The organism is Shewanella sp. GD04112 (assembly GCF_029835735.1).
Classification (GTDB): Bacteria; Pseudomonadota; Gammaproteobacteria; order Enterobacterales; family Shewanellaceae; genus Shewanella.
On sequence record NZ_JAOEAL010000001.1, the window covers coordinates 4,349,871 to 4,370,082 of the forward strand.

Consider the following 20,212-nt stretch of genomic DNA (forward strand, 5'->3'; position numbering starts at 1 on the left):
AAAAGATGAGAGTTACCCACTTTGATAAAGGTGTCGAAACTTCAATCAAAGAAAAAAGGTAACTCTCATGCTTCATACTAACAATCCCATCATTAAACACAAAGCGGGTTTACTCAATCTCGCTGAAGAATTAGGAAACGTGTCTAGAGCGTGTAAAGTCATGGGGCTTTCCCGTGATACTTTCTATCGCTATCAAGAGCTGGTTGAAAACGGCGGCGTTGAGTCGTTGATCAATCAGTCTAGAAGAACACCTAATCTCAAGAATCGTGTCGATGATGTCACTGAAAATGCCGTCTTAACGCATGCTATCGCGTTTCCAGCCCATGGACAGTCTCGCACGAGTAATGAGCTTCGAAAACAAGGGGTATTTGTCTCTGCCAGTGGCGTGCGCTCCATTTGGTTACGGCATGGCTTAGAGAACTTTAAAAAGCGATTAAAAGCCCTCGAAGCCAAAGTCGAGCGAGAAGGGATAATCCTGTCGGATGAACAAGTTGCTGCCCTTGAGCGTAAGCAGCAAGACGATGAAGCCTGCGGTGAAATAGAAACGCATCATCCTGGTTATCTCGGCTCGCAGGATACCTTCTACGTTGGCAATCTAAAGGGCGTAGGCCGGATATATCAGCAAACTTTTGTCGATACCTACAGCAAAGTTGCTTTCGCGAAACTGTATACCACGAAAACCCCAATCACCTCGGCCGATTTACTCAACGACAGAGTTTTACCGTTCTTTGAAGCACAGGCGCTGCCCATGTTGCGCATCTTGACTGACCGAGGAACCGAATACTGTGGCAAAGTGGAACAGCACGACTATCAGCTGTATTTAGCGATAAACGATATAGAACACACTAAGACGAAGGCACGACACCCACAAACGAATGGCATTTGCGAACGGTTCCATAAAACCATTTTGAATGAGTTTTATCAGGTGACTTTCCGCAAAAAACTCTATGGCAACATGGAGGAACTACAGAAAGATCTGGACGAATGGCTGGCTTATTACAACAATGAACGAACCCATCAAGGTAAAATGTGCTGTGGTAGAACACCAATGACCACATTAATCGATGGGAAACGGGTTTGGGCTGAAAAGAATTTAGCTCAAATCTAAGCTGACAGTGACACCCTAAAAAATGGGCAACTGTCAGATCAGGTCTGAGCTAGTACAACTTATTGTTACTTTAACTATGTGTCGGATGATCGCCGCCTTGGCAGCGAGAATTGGGAGCTAAAATACTATCCCCTCGATGGACGTACTGTTGTCGGCCGCTCCTCGTTATCTGCACCTTAATCCATCCTGCATATCCGCTTTCACCACAGGACAAAAATCAACAAAGTCCTGTGGCTTTTTCTGCAATAACTTGAATTCTGACTATCCATCCGATAGCGACGTTGTTTTTCACCGCATCATTTTCATTGCGGGAAGACACCAAGATTCCTTTTACATGCGGTCATCAAACTCACCAAAGATTGGTATTAATTCTATAGATTTGTTACCTTTTTGTTTATGGAACACCCAGATGAATAAACGCCAATGAATAATCTAATTGTTACACCAGGCTACGCTTCACAATTCAGTTGTATAGGCTCCGCATGTGAAGACAGTTGCTGCCATGACTGGACCATCATTTTTGACAAAAAGAGTTATAAAAATACCCTTAACCATCCCAAACTCGCCTCTCTCGCCAAAGAGGCATTTATTGAAACCAAAACCGATGCTAACCAGTGGGCGCAAATCAAACTTAACGCCAATGGCACCTGCCCATTTGTAAACGAACAGCAGTTGTGTGCCATCCATGCCGCGGCGGGTGAAACAGCCTTAAGTCATACCTGTAAAACCTACCCCCGTATTAACAATGTTATCGCAACCACTAAATACGAAAGTTTATCTCTATCATGCCCTGAAGCTGCCCGTCTGGTGCTATTTGACGCCAATGCGTTTCAATTTGAGGCAAAGAGCGGTGGCGCAAAACGTCCAACTGCAGCCAATCCTGCATGGTTAGAAAAAACCTACGATTACAGTTTGGATCTATTAATAAATATGGGCGTGGATTGGCAACAGGCACTCATGGCCATAGGATTATTGGTAAAAGTCAGTGACCAAGTAAGGCAAAATGCCCTGCCTATTGCACAGATAGATCAGCGTTTTGAACAATTAATCTTGCTGGCTCAAACCAATCAAATCGATGAGCAATATCAAAAAATACCCTATACACCACAGCCCCAAACCCATGCTTTTGTTTCGATACACGATCAATTATGTAAACTCCACTCAAGAAGTTTAAAGCCTCGCTTTACCTCGCTTAATGAAGCAATTGGTTTGTTATGTAATGAGAGTAATCAATATCAAATTGATCATTTAAATAAAGCTTGGGAAGAAAAAGCATTACCCGCGTTGAGCAATTATCAGGATTTATTTGACCGTTATATTTTATATTCGCTTTACCATGAGCATTTCCCCATGAGTCATTCGCAGCAGCCTTGGATGGCATTTCGCCTGCTCGTGATAGATTGCTTTATGATCCGCTGTTACTTATCTGCCATGGCATTTAAAAATAATGGACTGACAGACAGTGACATAGTGCTTTGTTTTCAGATCTATAGCGTTGTGCGCCAACATAAAGCGAAATTTGCCGAGGGCATCAATCAGACCCTGCAAGAATGTGGTATTGATAGTATTCCCGCCGCCATCAGTCTATTAAAAACCTCGTGATCGCCGAGGCGAGACTGCCGAAATAGCACCAACGGCAGTCTTTGCGTATCAGCCGACGCCTCTATAGTGGCAAGACTGAAGCTGGCCGCCATTTCCCAGTAAGCTTTAATTTTGTTGCAAAAGGCGCCCGAACACGTAAACCCCATTGGCTTTTTCTGCAATAACTTGAATTCTGACTATCCATCCCCATATTTAGTCCATCATCCACCGCAGAATTTTCATTGCGGGCAAGAGAAGAGGATTCATTGTGACCACTATCGTATCAGTACGCCGTAATAACCAAGTTGTCATCGCTGGCGATGGCCAAGTCTCCCTAGGCAATACCGTCATGAAAGGTAACGCCAAAAAAGTGCGTCGCTTGTATCACAACAAAGTGTTGGCAGGTTTTGCTGGCGGCACCGCCGACGCTTTTACCCTATTTGAGCGTTTCGAGTCCAAACTCGAGATGCACCAAGGTCACCTATTACGCTCGGCTGTTGAACTTGCCAAAGATTGGCGTACCGACCGTATGCTGCGCAAACTCGAGGCTATGCTAGTGGTCGCCGATGCCGAAGCCTCACTTATTATCACAGGTAATGGTGACGTAGTGCAGCCAGAGCATGATTTAGTCGCTATTGGCTCGGGCGGCAACTATGCCCAAGCGGCGGCACTGGCACTACTGCAAAATACCGAATTATCGGCGCTGGAAATTGCAGAAAAGTCATTGACTATTGCCGGCGATATCTGCGTATTCACCAATCAATTCAAGACAATTGAAGAACTTAATTACTAACAGGGCGTGAGGAATATTATGTCTGAAATGACCCCCCGTGAGATTGTCCACGAGCTGGATGCCCACATTATCGGCCAGAAAAAGGCCAAACGTTCCGTCGCCGTCGCCCTGCGTAACCGCTGGCGCCGCATGCAGCTAGATGCCGATTTCCGTCAAGAAGTTACCCCAAAAAATATTCTGATGATTGGCCCAACCGGCGTAGGTAAAACTGAAATCGCCCGCCGTTTGGCCAAACTCGCCAACGCGCCATTTATCAAGGTTGAAGCCACTAAGTTCACCGAAGTGGGTTACGTGGGTAAAGAAGTCGAGCAAATCATCCGTGATTTAACCGACATCGCCATCAAGCTGACCCGCGAGCAGCAAATGGGCAAATGCCGCCAACGCGCCGAAGAACACGCTGAAGAGCGCATTCTCGATGCCCTGCTGCCCAAGCCGAAAAATGACTGGGATAACACGGAAAGCGATACCAGCTCCAATACCCGTCAAATCTTCCGTAAGAAGCTGCGCGAAGGCCAATTAGATGACAAAGAAATCGATATCGACGTGGCCCAGCCACAAATTGGTATTGAAATCATGTCACCGCCCGGCATGGAAGAAATGACCAACCAACTGCAAAGCCTGTTTAAAAACATGGGCCAAGCACCGGCAAAACGTCGCAAGATGAAGATCAAAGAAGCCTTTAAGCTGTTGATCGAAGAAGAAGCGGCCAAGCTGGTAAATCAAGAAGATTTAAAAGAGCAAGCCATTGAATTGGTTGAGCAGCACGGTATCGTGTTCCTCGACGAAATCGACAAAATCTGTAAGCGTGGCGAAACCTCAGGCCCAGACGTTTCCCGCGAAGGCGTACAGCGCGACCTATTACCTTTAGTCGAAGGCTGCACAGTCACCACTAAACACGGCATGGTGAAAACCGACCATATTCTGTTTATTGCGTCGGGCGCATTCCAGATGTCAAAACCATCGGATTTAATCCCTGAGCTACAAGGCCGTTTACCGATCCGCGTTGAGCTAGATGCGCTATCAGCCGATGATTTTAAACGCATTTTAACTGAGCCACATGCCTCACTGACCGAGCAATATATCGCGCTGATGGCCACCGAAGGCGTGACCATTGAGTTTACCGAATCAGGCATTGAGAGCATAGCCAAAGCGGCATGGCAGGTGAACGAGCGCACCGAAAACATTGGTGCCCGTCGTCTGCATACCGTGATGGAAAAGCTGATGGAAGATATCTCCTATGAGGCTTCTGACAAGTCTGGCAGCTCATTTGTGATTGATGCCGATTATGTGAGTGCTCACTTAGATAATCTGGTTCAAGACGAAGACCTAAGCCGCTTTATCCTGTAACTAGGGCTGTTATCCAAGCCTACTATGTTCGTTCCGAACATTGAGTGCAAAATTGTGACTGTGGCTAAGGCTTACACTTTGTAACCTTAGCCACAAATTGTTATGTTACAGCTTGTCCATTCTCAGCATTTTCTTGGCACTACCTATGACCACTAGCACACCCAATGTCACCGATCTTAAGCTCAAGCGTAAATCGCGCATTTTAGAAATCAGCTTCGATAACGGCGAGCAGTATCAACTCAGCTGTGAGATGTTACGCGTCTATTCTCCCTCCGCCGAAGTGCATGGTCACGGTAACCCTAAGCTGGTCACCCACAAGAAAAACGTCAATATCACCCGCATCGAACCCGTAGGTAACTACGCGGTAAAAATCGTCTTCGACGATGGCCATGATACTGGCCTATTCTCCTGGCAAGTGCTTTACGATCTCGCTACTCACCAAGTGGAACTATGGGAAAAGTACCTTGCACGCCTACGAGCCGAAAAGGCTTCACGCGAACCCTTGATCGCGATGAATATAAAGTACAACTAATCGAATTAAAGTCGTGGGGCTTCACCCCACACCCGACCAAGGAGGACTGCTCGTCCTATCCTCCTTGGATGCTCCAAGACGCCCCAACGGAGTTGAAAGCCCCTTGGGCATAAAGCGTTCTTATGCTATCGCGTCAGACGCTCGTCCCTGATTCGACTGACGTTATCTCGGCATCCATGCCTCGCTCACGCAACGAACGCAAATGCCCTGCGGCAACTCCGAGGGGATGTGTATTCTGTAACTTCGGCGTAAGCTGTTAATACCAAGAGCAATCAACATTGTAAAATTTAACAATGGGTGTCTCGATAAATGCCATGAGTAGTTTGTGAATCTGTTACTTCTCTTGCTGATCTGAGTATCTAAGGAAAGATAATGTCGGAAAAAGTCCCCTGCACAGCCTGCCAAACCTTAATCATGCCAAGCACCGCCGAGCGCAACGCAGGCTTATGTATGCCCTGCAAAAATGGCAATCGTGAAAATATTGAGCAGGCAAAAGCCTACTACCAAAAGGAGCGGGAATTAGATAAAACCTGCCCTTTTAGAGCGTTGTTGCGAGATATTGTGGTGCGGGTGCACGACGATAAGCAGGGCTTTCACACGTTAAGTGAAGCGGCGCAGCACTATTACGCCGTCAATTGTCTCTCTGGCGAAGTCTACAACGGCGGCTTTATCCAGTATTTCGATAACTCATCGGGTGAGCATTATGCTGTTGCCGAGCGCGGCCTTGAGCAAATTGGCGCTTTGCACTCGTTAGCCCTATTACAACAGGCTAAACAGGTGGTATTTGGCGACGATCCCGTCCCCACAGATAGAGATCTGCGTCTGGCCGCAACCGATAATCCAGTCGCCGAAGCCCGACTCAATCAACTCGATGATGAGTTTTATAAAGATTTGGATAATCTTGATATCAAGCTAGAGAGCTATGCAATACAAACTGGATTGGTTAGCGCAATCGAATGATTGCGGGTTTATTTTGAATACTTTACGCAAGTAATTAAGCAATACCTTTCAGTAGTCTTTTTAAGTTTAAAGTCGTGGGGCTTCACCCCATACCCGACCAAGAAGGAGAAAAGCGCCTGTTCCCCTTTTGGATATCCCCCGGCGTCCCCAACGGAGTTGAAAGCCCCTTGGGCATTAAGCATCCTTATGCTATCGCGTCAGACGCTCGGCCCTGATTCGACTGACGCTATCTCGGCCTCTGATAGGCAGGATGACTGAATGTCGTGAAGTGCATGGTCAATGATGTTCCATACATCATACTGACATTTTCCATTTCCTTATGGATCAGATGCACATGAACGACCATGCCTCGCTCACGCAACGAACGCAAATGCCCTATGGCAACTCCGAGGGTATGTGTATTCTGTAACTTCTGTGTAAGCTTTAATCTAAAAGAGTTTTGCATGTCCTATCTTTCCATATCTTTCAATGAAGCGTCATTGTCAGCCAATGAAACGGCATGAAACCCTTGCCTTCGTAGCACTATTTTAGGTCAGCGAAGGCGCACTACCCATTTCAATGCAAAGCGGCACCAAAGTAACTCCTAGCGACCACTGCTGGCAGCGTTTAAGAACTTAGGTGCTTAATCGCTTAAGCCACAACAACGCTTATTGACAAATTGCTATGATAACGATATTCATATTGGGCATTTTTCGAGCAGTTTCAGATAACACAGTCTCTATCTACTCATCATTAAAGGGAATTATATGAAATCACACAATTTAATTTTGATGCTAGCCACTGTTTTTTGGGGTACATGCTTTACCATCCAAACAGTGGCCAACGATAAGTTACCGCCCTGCAAAGAAGGGTACTGCCAGAAAATTATTCAAGATATAGGTAATGATAAAGCAACACTGCAGGTATGGACTGAAGACGGCAAAGTGATTTATTCAAATAGCCTTGACTTGGATAAAACAGCAAAGTTAGCACATATCACTCGCGACAACGAATCGGTAGATATCAGTCAAGCTTCCTTCTCCCCAAAACTGTTGCCGATTGATTGTGCTAAAGAGAGCTGCTCAACGACAATTTTGACAACCTACGCCACTGAGACAACGTTGGAGAGCGTCCTCACCTTATTTGTTTACCACAAAGGTGAGCTACTCTCGGTTAGTGCAACGCCGATGAAAGCCCTGATACCTGTTGAATTGACCAAGAATCAAGGTTAAATTTTGCCGCCAACCCTCACCGAATAAAGGGCGAGGGTTTCGCTTAAAACGACTTTGCGCTGATCCCGCTCCCCATTTCACCGTAACCCTTAATTGCAATAGTCATCCACCAGAGTCCACCTAATGCAATCACAGCAGCAATTACAGCACTTCCATACGGTCAGGCTAATTTTAGGCGATCAGCTTAATGCGCTGCATACTTGGTATAAGCAAGTCGTCATTAAGACTGAGTGTCAATATTGCTTTATTGTTTTTTGAAAATAAAAAGACACATATATTATTCCATTGTACAAAGTCGATTACGCCCACTTCTCTTTGCTTGATATAATGCTTTATCGGCACGTGATACTACGCTGATATCAGTGTCAGAATCCTTCAACACAGCCAAGCCAAAACTCGCTGTAACCGCAATGGATAAATCATCAAGCTTCAGCGGCTTTTCATTAAGCGCTTTAATTAATTCTTCAGTCCGTTGTATTGCACTTTGATAGCAATAACCTTCAAATATAAGCAAAAACTCTTCACCACCAAATCGATACACTTGGTCGGTTGAGTGGATTGAATTTTTTAAGAAATGGGCAAAACAAACTAAAACCTGATCGCCAACGTCATGACCATACTCGTCATTGATTTTCTTAAAATAATCAATATCTGCTAATACAAAGTAGACATCACGGAAATTTAACGAGCCACCCATTGTTAAATTTCTAAATGTGGCAGTAAGCATTACTCGGTTTGCTTTGTATGACTTGCAAACAACGCAAAAGCAGAAGGAGTTCACCTCCCCTCGGAGTTGCCGCAGGGCATTTGCGTTCGTTGCGTGAGCGAGGCATGGATGCCGAGATAGCGTCAGTCGAATCAGGGACGAGCGTCTGACGCGATAGCATTAGAACGCTAAATGCCCAAGGGGCTTTCAACTCCGTTAGGGGCGTCTTGGCTGATGTGAAAACAATAGGCAAGGAGGATAGGACGAGCAGTCCTCCTTGGTCGGGTGTGGGGTGAAGCTCCACGACGTTGACGTTGACTTTGCTTTTAAAAGCCTTTTAAACGCAATAAACGAAGTTTACAAATAAACCTTATTATCGAAATCCCGACAAATACCCCGCCTTGTGATCCTCACAGTGCTGCAATCCGTAATGTTCAGCAATATTCCATCGTGAAAGATGTAACCGCGACAGTCATCCATCAGAGTCCAGCTAATGCAATTACGGCAGCAATTACAACACTTCCATACGGTTAGGCTGATTTTAGGCGATCAGCTTAATGCCCAGCATACTTGGTATCAGCAAGTCGATCCCAAAGTGCTGTATTTAATTGCAGAATTGCATCAAGAAAACACCTATGTGACCCACCATGTGCAAAAGATTTGCGCGTTTTTCAGTGCCATGGCGCAGTTTGCCAGCGAGCTTGGCGCGGCGGGGCATCAAGTGCGTTACCTCACCCTCGACGAAACCCAAGACTTTGCCGATCTTAATGCCTTACTCCAACACTATGTTGCCGAAACAGGGGCGATTAAGTTTGAATATCAACGGCCTGACGAATATCGACTCCTCGCGCAATTAAGCCAGTTGAAGTTGGCCAATGCCGTTGTGAATTGCGTCGATACCGAGCACTTTTTATTGCCCTTTGACGAAATTGATAGGGAGTTTCCCCAAGGGCAACACAGGCTGATGGAGCATTTTTATCGGCGCATGCGCAAAAGATTCAATATCTTAATGACGGATGGCAAGCCCGTAGGCGGTCAGTGGAACTATGATGCGAGCAACAGGCAAAAGCTTAAATCCCAAGATATCAAATCGCTCCCAACACCCTTGATGTTTGGCCACAATGTGCAAGACATTCTCGAGCGTCTTCAACGCCATGGGATTAATACTATGGGCAAGGCGGATACTCATTTACTCTGGCCGATAAACCGTGCACAAAGCCTCGAATTACTAAAACATTTTTGTGAGTATTGCCTGCCCGCCTTTGGCCGCTTTCAAGATGCGATGACCCAGCAACATCCAGCGCAGTGGTGCCTGTACCATAGTCGGCTGTCCTTTAGCCTAAATGCTAAACTTATCAGTCCATTAGAAGTAATCAATGCGGTGATTGAGCACTATCATGCCAATCCTTTTATTGAGATAGCTCAGGTCGAGGGCTTTGTTCGACAAATCCTCGGCTGGCGTGAGTATGTGCGCGGTATCTATTGGGCCAATATGCCCAACTACGCCAACATTAATGCCCTCGAGGCCACGCGCAAGCTGCCCGACTACTTTTGGCATGGTAAGACTCGAATGAATTGCCTGCACCATGCTTTATCTCAGTCACTCGATTACGCCTATGCCCATCATATTCAACGCTTAATGGTGATTGGCAATTTTTGTCTATTGACCGAAATCGCCCTCGATGAGGTAGATAAATGGTACTTAGGCGTGTATGTGGATGCGATTGAATGGGTCGAAATGCCCAATACTCGCGGCATGGCGCTATTTGCCGATGGCGGCATCGTCGGCACTAAACCCTATGCCGCGAGCGGCAGTTATATCAATAAAATGAGTGATTATTGCGGCAGTTGTCATTACAAGATAAAAGAACGTAGCGGCGCACTCGCCTGCCCGTTAAACAGCCTATATTGGCGCTTTATGGATAAACACCGCGCGCAGCTCTCCCATAATCCACGCATCGCCATGCTGTACCGCACTTGGGATAAAACCGATGAGGCGGCAAGGCAGGCCATTCTGGCTACTGCCGAACAACATCTCGCGCAACTTGAACGCCTATAGAGGCCTATTCGCATGGGAGAAACGCGATGAATATTTTGGTATTAGGTGGCAGCGGTGGTATAGGTCACGCCATGGTGAATAAGCTGCGCGAAACCTATCCCGAGGCCACTATTTATGCGACCTATAAATATCATCAGCCAGATACAGGGCGAGGCGATGGCGTTATCTGGCATCGGCTGGATATCACCCTTGAGGAGGAGATTAAGCAACTGAGTCAAAACATTCCCCAATTAGATTGGCTAATCAACTGTATTGGCATGCTACACACCGAGGATAAGGGGCCAGAAAAAAGCGTGCAGGCACTCGATGGGGATTTTTTCCTGCACAATATCAAGCTAAACACGCTGCCCAGTATGATGTTGGCAAAGCACTTTGAACCCACGTTAAAACGCAGTGTGTCGGCCAGATTTGCCGTGGTATCGGCCAAAGTCGGCAGCATTAGCGATAACCGCTTGGGTGGCTGGTACAGTTATCGCGCCTCAAAAGCGGCGCTGAATATGTTCCTCAAAACGCTATCGATTGAATGGCAAAGAAGCATCAAACACTGCGTGGTGCTGTCACTGCATCCTGGCACTACGGATACGCCATTATCCAAACCTTTTCAGCAGAACGTGCCTAAACAAAAGCTGTTTACACCAGAGTATGTCGCCCAATGTTTAGTCAGTATTATCGCCAAGGCCACACCAGCACAAACGGGCAGCTTTTTGGCCTACGATGGTGCAGAGTTACCTTGGTAGCGAATATTGACAATAGTTAAACTTGGCAGCTTTCAGTAATGACAGCTCTTAACCCTGACAACTCTTAACCTTCACAAAAATAGGCATAGTTTATTCGGCTGCCTTGCCCCCATACAGCCGTCCAAGTATTCACATCGCTCATATAACCAAAGTGGATTGACTGCGATGCGTCACACTCCCCTTGAAACGGCGCCTTGTTGTCATTAATAAATTGCGCCGCAGCCGCCAAAATATCACTGCATGCCTCATCATCGGCAACTAACCAGATAAAGTCTTCGCGACAATCTTCCCTAGCTATCATCTCTTCGGGTGAATATAAGTCCAGCTTTTGCTTGAGTGTTAACCACTGCTCGGGCGAAACATTGCAGGAGATAGCCAGCTTATCAAGCACCCCAGCACCGCCAGCCCAAAAGGATAAATCAAAGTCTAACTGCAGAGGTTCTGGGGCAAAGCCCAATAGGTTTTCAATCACTTGCAAGCTTTTGGCTAAATCGGCATCGGGCCTACGATAACGCACCTCAACACCATCATACTCACGCATGCTACGACTCCTTTCTTAAGTGCATTGCCCTTATTTGAGCGGCCCGGTTTCACTCACGGGTTTCTTTAATAACTTACGCTGTAAGGTACGGCGGTGCATCCCCAGTTGGCGGGCGGTAGCCGACACATTGCCCTGATTGGCATTGAGCACTTGCTGAATATGCTCCCATTCTAGCCGTTTAGGGCTGAGCGGCGAGTCATCGATTTCATCCTCGGGCAGTGCGCTCGCCTGACTGTTCACCTCAAAGGCGGCCAACAAGGTTTGGGTATCGACGGGTTTGGCAAGATAATTATCCGCGCCGAGGCGAATCGCCTCTACCGCAGTAGCAATGCTGGCGTAGCCCGTTAGCAACACCATGGTGACCTTAGGCAACAGATTACGCAGGGGCACGATTAAGCTCAGGCCATTGGCCTCGGCAAGTTTCATATCCAGCAGGATATGGGTAGGGCAAAATTCCCGCGCCACCAGCAGCGCATTACTGGCATCGTGACTTAAGCGGCATTCGAAACCATGGCGAGTCAACCGCCGCGCAAGCACGCCTGCAAGCGCCTGATCGTCTTCAATAATCAATAGCCGTTTCATAGCGCCTCCGTCGTCGTGGCCGATGCATTAGGCTGCAAGAGGGTAAAACGAATTTGCGCCACTGTGCCCCCTTGAGGATGATTGGCGAGGATCAACTCCGCCCCCAAACGCTCGAGGCTGGCATGGCTCAGCAGCAAGGCTACGCCTAAGCCTTTGGGGCTCTCGATTAATAAGGTGCCTAATTGTGGCAATAATGACGGAGCGATACCCGTGCCATAATCACGGATCTGCAAATAGATCTGCCCTTCACTTGGCGCGCTATCGAGACTAATATCCACTTGGGCGACACCTAAGGTTTCGGCGCTGGCGCGGGCGGCATTTTCAATCAAGGCCATAATGGCAGGGGTTAGGCTCATATCGGTTAAGATCTGTTGTTCTTCTAATTGTTTAGGTGCGCAGGTGATCAACCAATTGAGTTCGGTTTGCGGCATCAATAACTGGGTTTTCTGCTTTAATCCGACCACCAGCTCGGTGACCTTTTGTGGCCGCTGACGACGGTCGCGAATCGACTCAGTCGCCAAGCGCAGCTCTGCCAAAGTATGTTCACAGCGCCCCAGCGCAGTTTCCATTTCAACTACGGTTATTGAAGGTTCGGGTTGTTCTTCCCTTAATTCGTCGAGCAATAATCGCAGTGTCGATAGCGGCGTCGCCAGTTGATGGGCCATTTGCGCCGAAACGGTACCAAGCGCCAATAACTGCTCCTGCCGCAGTTGTCCTTCGCGCATATAGGCAAGCTGCGCATCCTGACGGCGCATGCGCTTGGCAATTAACGCCACACTGGTGGTCAATACCAGCGCCGAAATCACAAAGTTAAACCACATGCCGAGATAGTGGGAACTCATATCCATACCGTGGTGATGCATTTGCGATTCTGGCACGGTAAAAATCATCAGGCTGTAGGCAAGCGTAGAGATTGCCGTCAGGCTCCAAGGTGCCCAAATCGGCAGAGTCACGGCGGCGAGCGCTATGGGTAATAGCAGTAAGGAGATAAACGCATTGGTCGCCCCGCCCGAAAAATACAGCCAAGAGATCCAAAACAAGGTATCGAGACTCAGGGCGATAAACAGGCCACGCTCTTTCGCAAACAAAGGCTTACGCAATGCCAAGGTGAGCGACAAATACAGCACCTCCAGCACAAACACATGCACCAGCGGCTCCATTTGTAAACTCAAGCCAAAGGTGTCGGCGGCAAATAACGTCAAACCGATTTGCAGCAATAAGCCTAAGGTTCTAAGCAGCGCCACTTGGTCGGCGGCTTGTAAATTTGTGCCTAAAATCTTAACCATGGTGATTCCTTAAACTACAGCCTACCGCCGCCAGTGCGGCGCTGGATTGGCTAAGTGCCTGAGTTAGCCCTGTCTTAAACGCTAACTCAGAGTAGATCCCCAAGGCGGCTAAACGCCCACAACTTAAGGTGCAATCTTGCGGCCTTTTGGCGCTATCCATGGGTGTTTGCTCAGGAAGTAAATGCGCGCTATCAATCCCTAACAGTTCACTTAAGCCGAGCAGCATTTGATACTTAGTCATGGTTTGCGTGGCACTAAAATGGTAAATCCCTGACACATCGGCAGCATGTAACTGCCGCTGGATGAGCTTAGCAATGGCATTGGCAATATCCGCCGTCGATGTCGGCGAGCGAATGGCCCAATGGTCGACCCGCTGTGGTCTGCTATCCAACAATTGGTTGATCAGTACCAATACCGCAGACTCGCTCAGTTGAGTCACTTCGCCGTAGAGGATAGGTAAGCGTAACACCGCAAAACCGCTGTCGGTGCTCAGCACACAGGTTTCGCCCTGCAATTTAGACTCGCCATAAAAGTTGACCGGATTGGGCACGGCATCTTCGGCATAGGGCGGTGTTGTGCCATCGAACACATAGTCGGTGGAAATATACAGCAGCCAAGCTTGATGGGTTTTGGCGGCCTCGGCTAAGGTTTGGCTGGCGCTCAAATTCAGCGCTAAGGCATGTTCTGGCGAGCGCTCAGACACATCGGGGCGACGCTCGGCGGCGCAGTGCACTATCACCTCGGGCTGTTCACGGGCAATAAAAGCTTCAACCTCGGCGGCTTGGGTTAAATCGAGCCGATGAATCCCCGCCTCGGCGCGGCTAAAACCTGTGGCAATCACCCTATGACCCGCGGCGGTTAACTGTTTGACGACCGCCCTGCCGAGTAATCCGGTTGCGCCCGTTACCATGATGTTTGCCATATTGCCCCGCGATCCTTAGCCATTCATTTGGCTCATAATTCTAAAAGCTTTTCATATTCAACGCACTTGTTTACTCTTATTTGCCTGTGCTCAACCTCATCGAGTTTGTACCACTTAACCCGATTAACGACCAAAGGGCTGAATTTGACTCAAGCACTTCCCCTCATTCTTGCAGGCCCCATGCTGCGCCACTGCGACGCCTCACACTTTACCCTCTGGTTTGTGAGCCGCGAGCCGTTAAGCGAATTACAGCTTACCTTAGGGGAGCAAAGTTACCCGTTAACAGAGGAAGAAGTGCACAGCGTGCCGCTCGGTCAGCATGCCTTTCAGTATTTACTTCGCCTGACGCGCCCCGAACTGCTTACGCCCCAAACGGTTACCCAATATCGCGTGTCGGCCAAGGGCATTGATGACCTATTTAATCATGTCGAAGCGTTGAGTTATGGCAATGCTAACTCGCCCCATCTTTACTTTAGCCAAGCACTGACACAGGTATGGCACGGCTCATGCCGCAATCCCCATCACCACAGTGAGGATGCCTTAGTCGCCGCCGATACTAAACTCGCCCAGCTTATCGATAAAGGTGCGAATGAGCGCCCAGCGCTATTGATGCTCAGCGGCGATCAGGTCTATGTGGATGATGTGGCGGGCCCTATGTTATGCGCCATAGGTCAAGTGATTGAAAAACTAGGTTTGCACCATGAAGCCTTCCACGGCGCCAATATTGCGGGAAGCGAAGCATTAAGTTACCGACCCGAGCATTTATATTTACGCCATAAAAATCTGCTGCCACGCACCGAATATCCCGCCAAAACTGCACTCTGGCGCTGGTACATCAATCATCCGATTTTTACCTCATCGATTGCCGAAAACCATTTGGTCAGTCTCAATGAGATGATTGCCCTGTATCTGCTGACTTGGTCGCCCGAATTATGGGAGCTTATCGACTTACCCAAGGAGGTTGAGGGACTCTCGGCGGCGAATAAACTACGTTGGCAGCTCGAATGGCAAAATCTATTGGCGTTTAAGGCGGGGCTCAAAAAGGTTAGGCGCCTGATGGCGCATATTCCCGTGTATATGATGTTTGATGACCATGATATCACCGACGATTGGAACCTCACCGCCAAGTGGGAGCAGGCGGCCTACGGCCATGCCTTTTCGAAGCGCATTATTGGTAATGCCTTGATTGCCTATACCTTATTCCAAGGCTTAGGCAACGCACCGAGCCAGTTTGATACCGAGGTTCGGCCGTTGTTAGATGGTTTTTTCGCCCGCCCAGCGCCAGAAACCCAAGATGAATTAATCAATCTATTACTCAAATTCGAGCAATGGCATTACACCTTAGACACTTCGCCTAAGCTGGTTGTGTTAGATACCCGCACCCGCCGCTGGCGCAGTGAATCTAATCTCGCCAAACCCTCAGGCCTAATGGATTGGGAAGCCTTAATGGACTTACAACAGGCGCTACTCGGCCAATCTAAGGTGATTATTGTTTCACCCGCGCCGATGTTTGGGGTCAAGGTGATTGAAGCCGTACAACGTATGGCGACATTTATAGGCGCTTCACTGCTAGTTGATGCCGAAAACTGGATGGCGCATCCGGGCGCCGCCAATGCCCTGCTGAGCATCTTTATGCACCGCAAAACCCCAGAGCAATTTGTGATCCTCTCGGGGGATGTGCACTACTCCTTCGCCTATGACATCAGCATTCGCTTCCGCCGTAGCAGCCCCAATATTTACCAAATTACCTGTAGCGGGATTAAAAACCAGTTCCCCGAGAAACTACTGCCGTTTTTCGATAAGCTCAACGGCTGGCTTTACGGCCACTTCTCGCCGTTAAACCTATTCACCAAACGTAAGCGAATGTCGCTTCGTGGTCGGCGCCCTAATGGCGAGCGCAGCAAGCGTTTAGTCAACCGCAGTGGGATAGGGATTTTAGCGTTAGCTGAAAATGGTGAACCGACAAAAATTGCGGTTTTACATGGGGATATGACCGAGACTCGGTTCGAACCACCGAGGCAGGAATAGCTTAAACAGGGTTGTGTTTTGCCGCTTCTGAACTCGTCACGCCCTTGATCGAATCCACAGGTTTCGCGGTGGCTTCTTGATTTGGCAAGCTCTGTTTAAATAGCTGAGACTCGGGGCGTTTAGGCGGAGTTGCATCATCACGCATCTGATCCCAAACGCCCTTGGGCTGTAACGACACATCGGTTTGATTGTCAGCATCCTGCATCGCCTCGGCACTCGGTTTCTTCGGCTCAATCACCGCGCTGGCCTTACGGATTTCCGTTGTCAGCTCTTGCACATAGGGATGCTTAGTCCAACTGCCAAAATACATAGCGCCCAGCAATACCGCGGCACAGAGTAAAATTGAAACGATTGCAGATTTGGTCATTCTATTGAGTTCCTCAAACAATCAGCGTCAGACTCCTTACAACTCATGAGCATAACAGAGTCTGTATTCTTACCATTGCAGAGAAACTCACACAATCATCTTGCAGTACCCCACTTTTTACACTGTGGCAATAATGCTTTCCGCTGACTTAAGCGTTAATCCGTCACATTCAATATCGTGCGGGCGACCACTGATAGGATCAACAAAACGTAATCGCTGCGCCAAGAGTTGTAGCGGCTTGCTAAAATCATCCGGTCCTTTAGGGTATAAGGTCGGATAAAAGCGGTCATTTAACAGTGGCATACCCAGGCTTTGCATATGGACCCGCAGCTGGTGCGTCTTGCCCGTAATAGGGCTTAACTCGAATAAACCAAACTCCCCATGAATCGCCACTAAGCTGATTTCAGAGTGGGTATTTGCCTCTCCTTCAACTATTTTCATGGTAAAACTCGGCTCGCTTCGTTGCATGCGATTTTTTACCGTCCAATGCAATGGCAAGGTTAATTTGCCACGGGCATATTGCGCCATAATCTCTGGGGTGAGTTTGGCAATCGCTTGATAATCTTTACGGATCGCATCATCAATAAATAACTGGTGATAAATATGCCGCGTCTCGGGGCGAGTCGTCATCAGGATAACGCCTGCGGTTTCCCGGTCTAACCTATGAGCAGGGGCAATAGTGTCGATCCCAGTGTTTAAACGTAAACGGTGTACTAGGCACTCATTCACATAATCGCCGCTGGGGGTGACGGGTAAAAAATGCGGTTTGTAGGCCAAGATAAGGTTGTCATCTTGAAATAAAATCGGCGACGCGAACGGGACTTGTGCCTCCACGGGAACTTCACGGTAGTAGTAAGCCCTCGCCGTTGGGCGATAGGCTGTATCTAATCCAATCAAGCTACCGTCTTGCCAATGTACTTTGCCATCGAGGATCCGCTGGCGCCAAACCGCTTCGCCAATATGGGCATAATGCTCGATCAAAAAAGAAAATACGGTTGGTTTATCAACCACTTCTAAGGGAAGAACCACAAAGGATGGTTGGGCGGCACGGGCGGTTTGAGTCATAGAAACAACTAGCGGCGATAATGAGCCGCTATTTTAGCCTCTGTGTGGTTTTTCAGTCCACATGGGACTTAATGAGTTGCAGGACAAAATCCATGGTTTTATGACAGTCGGGTTGATTCACCAACACTAGCTTATCGCGGTTATACATGGGCAGCACTTCTAACCAACGTTGGCTCACCCAAGCCGCATCCTCTAAATGCACTTGAGAATACAGCTCCAACAAGTCAGGGTTCACCTCATAGAATTGCTCTAGGGCGGCACTGATCAGCTCAAACTCCCCTTCAATCGGCTCTTCCTGCCAATTTTGGCAGGGTAAAGTGCGGGACATCCACAGCTTATCTTTCGTCTGTGCAGCCGAGAGAATACTGACTCTCTGACGTCCCTCTAACACTATGCTGAGGGAGTCATCTTCCAGCTGATTAAAATCGATGATGTCGCACTGAGTGGCTGTGGGGTAACAGGGTGGAGTTCCACTGGGTTTCATCGCCGCAAAGGCTAAATCGTACTTACCTTTTAAGACTTCCGCGACCATGCGTAATTGACCCGGCTCGACCACGCGGACCTCAATCCTTCCCTGTGGCAGCAACAAGGCATCGCGCATAATTAACGCCATTTCTCGTGTTTGCATAGCAACCTCCTGCCCACTCATAGAAGGAAACGCTCAAAAACTAGCCGCATCCCTTATTAGTTTAGAGTGTAGCAGGTGAAATAATTTCCTTCCTAAAGTCGCTGACAGCAAAAAAGAATTTAGGTTGACTTGCCGCTCTCGCCTTACAACGGCGCTAGGTATGCAGCGATATTTCCTTTTGCACACACCTCGGCAAATTCATCGGCGAGGCGCTCGCTCAAGGCTACAGAACGGCGCCAATACTGCATCCGCTGCACCGTATCCAATTGCTTAAAGTCTTCACGGTCGGGCACCTTACCAAAGGGTAGCGAAGCCACAAATTCCGCCGAAGGCGCCAGCACCAAGGCATTATGGTAATTGGTGCGCGCTCGGCGCCAAGTTAGGGATTTATCGAACCATCCGGGGCTCATATGGGGATAAAAATGCGGGTACAAGGTTAAGCCCGTGGCATGAGATAAAGGCAAATCGAAGTGGTAGTCGGTGATGCCACCATCATAGTATTGCCCTGTAGCAACGCCCTCAATCTGAGATACAGGTGCGAGCACGAGTGGAATCGACCCCGTCGCTAACATCACTGCGTTCATATTGGTTTCGGTGAGCTGCGCCTGCTGACTGGGTAAATCCTCAAGTTGTTTAAAGGGAGATGATGCCAGTTGCTGGCTAAAGACCACCCGCTCAAAATGCCAACCTAAGGTTTTGCGGCTAATGAGGTTAGTCGCGGCCGTCATCGCTAACCCTGTTGCCAAGGGCAATTTATGGCTAAGGCGATTGATATGTTTAGCCCGACATGCAATTAAATGACTGTGAATAAAAGGATGATTCACTATCTCGCGCCCGCCCGACTCGCCGAGAATGCCTTGGACTATACCTTTTACCTGCTCGCTCACTTCCTGCGGTGTCGGTATGGTTTCATACCGCTGGCCAATATAGTAATCCTCTAAACGTGCGTAGGCTTGTAGTGGATCCTGCTGTGCCAAACAGGCTAAACGCCATGCTCCCGACGAGGCCCCTAAGGTATAAAGCGGTGTGTTACGCTGCTTAAAAAATTCCGTGAAGAGATACTTATCAAGACCCGCAATCCCTAACCATTTTGGCCCACCGGATGCGGCCAATAGTTGTGTAAAAGCATCGGGATGCAGACCTTGTTCCCTGATAATGTTAAAGGCCGTAGGACCTGCAAGAAAGCGTAATGCGGGCAAAACTTAACTCCTTAAAGTGCCTCAAACCTGAGGTTTAGCGCCATTAAAACACAGCCGCTAAGCGCGATAAACCTTCAACATGCCTAGGGCGTGTTGACGGTTCAGGGTTATTTTTACAGCAATTTGGCTGGCGTTTATGCAAGGCAAAGTCCGTGCGGTGTAGTTATTCTACATAAACGGACGATAACGCAGCAGAAACATCAGCCAAATGCTGCCCGAAGGGTTCGTCTGGCAAGCCCTTGCTCTTTGTCACTCGTCATTTGAGTAGAATAACTACACTTCATTCCTCGTTTCGCGAGCACGTGCTTGCCAAAACGAACAAAATCTAATCTCGAAACGTCAACACGCCCTAATGAATCTAGATTGATTTTATTCACTTAGCCCATCATATTCAAAGTGGCGACATATTCGACTGGCTTTAAGGGATTATCTAGAACAGTAAGCTCTGAGTTAGTACTTTTCTGTCTAGATGTAACAATTGTTACAGTGATAACCTTCGCCCTATCGAATTGTTACTTTCGTTGGTTCAATGTTTTCGTTCCAGCCTAAAGGTTACTCCA

General features: G+C 48.1%; 19 protein-coding genes and 1 pseudogene. 11 read left to right on the top strand and 9 right to left on the bottom strand.

The window, feature by feature from the left end; all coding sequences use genetic code 11:
• The first annotated feature begins 67 nt into the window (after window positions 1-67).
• The 8 genes and pseudogenes from N7386_RS19075 to N7386_RS19110 all read left to right on the top strand — a co-directional run bounded on the left by N7386_RS19075 (window position 68) and on the right by N7386_RS19110 (window position 7,532).
• A complete protein-coding gene (locus N7386_RS19075; protein WP_126512854.1) occupies window positions 68-1,108 on the top strand; it encodes an IS481 family transposase in 1,041 nt (346 codons plus the stop codon).
• A gap of 57 nt (window positions 1,109-1,165) precedes the next feature.
• Window positions 1,166-1,288, top strand: a pseudogene (locus tag N7386_RS19080) (pilus assembly protein PilD); the annotation flags it as partial.
• Between the two features lie 243 nt (window positions 1,289-1,531).
• Window positions 1,532-2,710: a flagellin lysine-N-methylase gene (gene fliB / locus N7386_RS19085; RefSeq protein WP_086902266.1), complete on the top strand. Its 1,179-nt coding sequence runs from the start codon at window positions 1,532-1,534 to the stop codon at window positions 2,708-2,710.
• Window positions 2,711-2,957: 247 nt separating this feature from the next.
• Window positions 2,958-3,482, top strand: coding sequence for an ATP-dependent protease subunit HslV (gene hslV / locus N7386_RS19090; protein ID WP_011073856.1), 525 nt, complete (start codon window positions 2,958-2,960; stop codon window positions 3,480-3,482).
• A gap of 18 nt (window positions 3,483-3,500) precedes the next feature.
• Window positions 3,501-4,829, top strand: coding sequence for an ATP-dependent protease ATPase subunit HslU (gene hslU, locus N7386_RS19095; RefSeq protein ID WP_055648059.1), 1,329 nt, complete (start codon window positions 3,501-3,503; stop codon window positions 4,827-4,829).
• 145 nt (window positions 4,830-4,974) lie between these two features.
• Window positions 4,975-5,361 carry a DUF971 domain-containing protein gene (locus N7386_RS19100; RefSeq protein ID WP_133178288.1) on the top strand — a complete coding sequence of 129 codons (387 nt, stop codon included), beginning with the start codon at window positions 4,975-4,977 and terminating at the stop codon, window positions 5,359-5,361.
• Between the two features lie 372 nt (window positions 5,362-5,733).
• On the top strand, window positions 5,734-6,321 hold the full coding sequence (locus tag N7386_RS19105; protein ID WP_279770385.1) for a DUF4375 domain-containing protein: 588 nt from the start codon (window positions 5,734-5,736) through the stop codon (window positions 6,319-6,321).
• A 746-nt stretch (window positions 6,322-7,067) separates the two neighbouring features.
• Window positions 7,068-7,532, top strand: a complete 465-nt coding sequence (locus N7386_RS19110; RefSeq protein WP_279770387.1) for a hypothetical protein — start codon at window positions 7,068-7,070, stop codon at window positions 7,530-7,532.
• A 277-nt stretch (window positions 7,533-7,809) separates the two neighbouring features.
• On the opposite strand, the gene N7386_RS19115 is transcribed toward N7386_RS19110, so the two are convergent.
• Window positions 7,810-8,259: a GGDEF domain-containing protein gene (locus N7386_RS19115; RefSeq protein ID WP_279770389.1), complete on the bottom strand. Its 450-nt coding sequence runs from the start codon at window positions 8,257-8,259 to the stop codon at window positions 7,810-7,812.
• Between the two features lie 472 nt (window positions 8,260-8,731).
• Between N7386_RS19115 and N7386_RS19120 the strand changes: the two genes are divergently transcribed.
• Window positions 8,732-10,297, top strand: a complete 1,566-nt coding sequence (locus N7386_RS19120; protein WP_279770391.1) for a cryptochrome/photolyase family protein — start codon at window positions 8,732-8,734, stop codon at window positions 10,295-10,297.
• Between the two features lie 26 nt (window positions 10,298-10,323).
• Window positions 10,324-11,034 carry an SDR family oxidoreductase gene (locus N7386_RS19125; RefSeq protein WP_279770393.1) on the top strand — a complete coding sequence of 237 codons (711 nt, stop codon included), beginning with the start codon at window positions 10,324-10,326 and terminating at the stop codon, window positions 11,032-11,034.
• A gap of 64 nt (window positions 11,035-11,098) precedes the next feature.
• On the opposite strand, the gene N7386_RS19130 is transcribed toward N7386_RS19125, so the two are convergent.
• From N7386_RS19130 to N7386_RS19145, 4 genes are read right to left on the bottom strand one after another with little or no spacing between them, the layout of a single operon-like run.
• Window positions 11,099-11,575 (bottom strand): hypothetical protein, encoded by a 477-nt coding sequence (locus N7386_RS19130; protein ID WP_279770395.1) that lies wholly within the window; start codon window positions 11,573-11,575, stop codon window positions 11,099-11,101.
• Window positions 11,576-11,605: 30 nt separating this feature from the next.
• Window positions 11,606-12,157, bottom strand: coding sequence for a response regulator (locus tag N7386_RS19135; protein WP_109287951.1), 552 nt, complete (start codon window positions 12,155-12,157; stop codon window positions 11,606-11,608).
• The gene (locus N7386_RS19140; protein WP_279770398.1) at window positions 12,154-13,443 is read right to left on the bottom strand and encodes an ATP-binding protein; all 1,290 of its coding nucleotides are present in this window, start codon (window positions 13,441-13,443) and stop codon (window positions 12,154-12,156) included. The genes N7386_RS19135 and N7386_RS19140 overlap by 4 nt, the downstream gene beginning before the upstream one ends.
• A complete protein-coding gene (locus N7386_RS19145; protein ID WP_279770400.1) occupies window positions 13,436-14,365 on the bottom strand; it encodes an SDR family oxidoreductase in 930 nt (309 codons plus the stop codon). The genes N7386_RS19140 and N7386_RS19145 overlap by 8 nt, the downstream gene beginning before the upstream one ends.
• Before the next feature lie 180 nt (window positions 14,366-14,545).
• Between N7386_RS19145 and N7386_RS19150 the strand changes: the two genes are divergently transcribed.
• The gene (locus N7386_RS19150) at window positions 14,546-16,393 is read left to right on the top strand and encodes an alkaline phosphatase D family protein (RefSeq protein ID WP_279771076.1); all 1,848 of its coding nucleotides are present in this window, start codon (window positions 14,546-14,548) and stop codon (window positions 16,391-16,393) included.
• Between the two features lies 1 nt (window position 16,394).
• On the opposite strand, the gene N7386_RS19155 is transcribed toward N7386_RS19150, so the two are convergent.
• The 4 genes from N7386_RS19155 to N7386_RS19170 all read right to left on the bottom strand — a co-directional run bounded on the left by N7386_RS19155 (window position 16,395) and on the right by N7386_RS19170 (window position 19,652).
• The gene (locus N7386_RS19155) at window positions 16,395-16,760 is read right to left on the bottom strand and encodes a hypothetical protein (protein ID WP_279770402.1); all 366 of its coding nucleotides are present in this window, start codon (window positions 16,758-16,760) and stop codon (window positions 16,395-16,397) included.
• Window positions 16,761-16,877: 117 nt separating this feature from the next.
• Entirely contained in the window at window positions 16,878-17,825 is a 948-nt protein-coding gene (locus N7386_RS19160; RefSeq protein ID WP_279770404.1) for a pseudouridine synthase, read from the bottom strand.
• Between the two features lie 52 nt (window positions 17,826-17,877).
• On the bottom strand, window positions 17,878-18,453 hold the full coding sequence (locus tag N7386_RS19165; protein WP_089066812.1) for an LON peptidase substrate-binding domain-containing protein: 576 nt from the start codon (window positions 18,451-18,453) through the stop codon (window positions 17,878-17,880).
• Window positions 18,454-18,596: 143 nt separating this feature from the next.
• The gene (locus tag N7386_RS19170; RefSeq protein WP_279770406.1) at window positions 18,597-19,652 is read right to left on the bottom strand and encodes an alpha/beta hydrolase; all 1,056 of its coding nucleotides are present in this window, start codon (window positions 19,650-19,652) and stop codon (window positions 18,597-18,599) included.
• Between the last annotated feature and the right edge of the window lie 560 nt (window positions 19,653-20,212).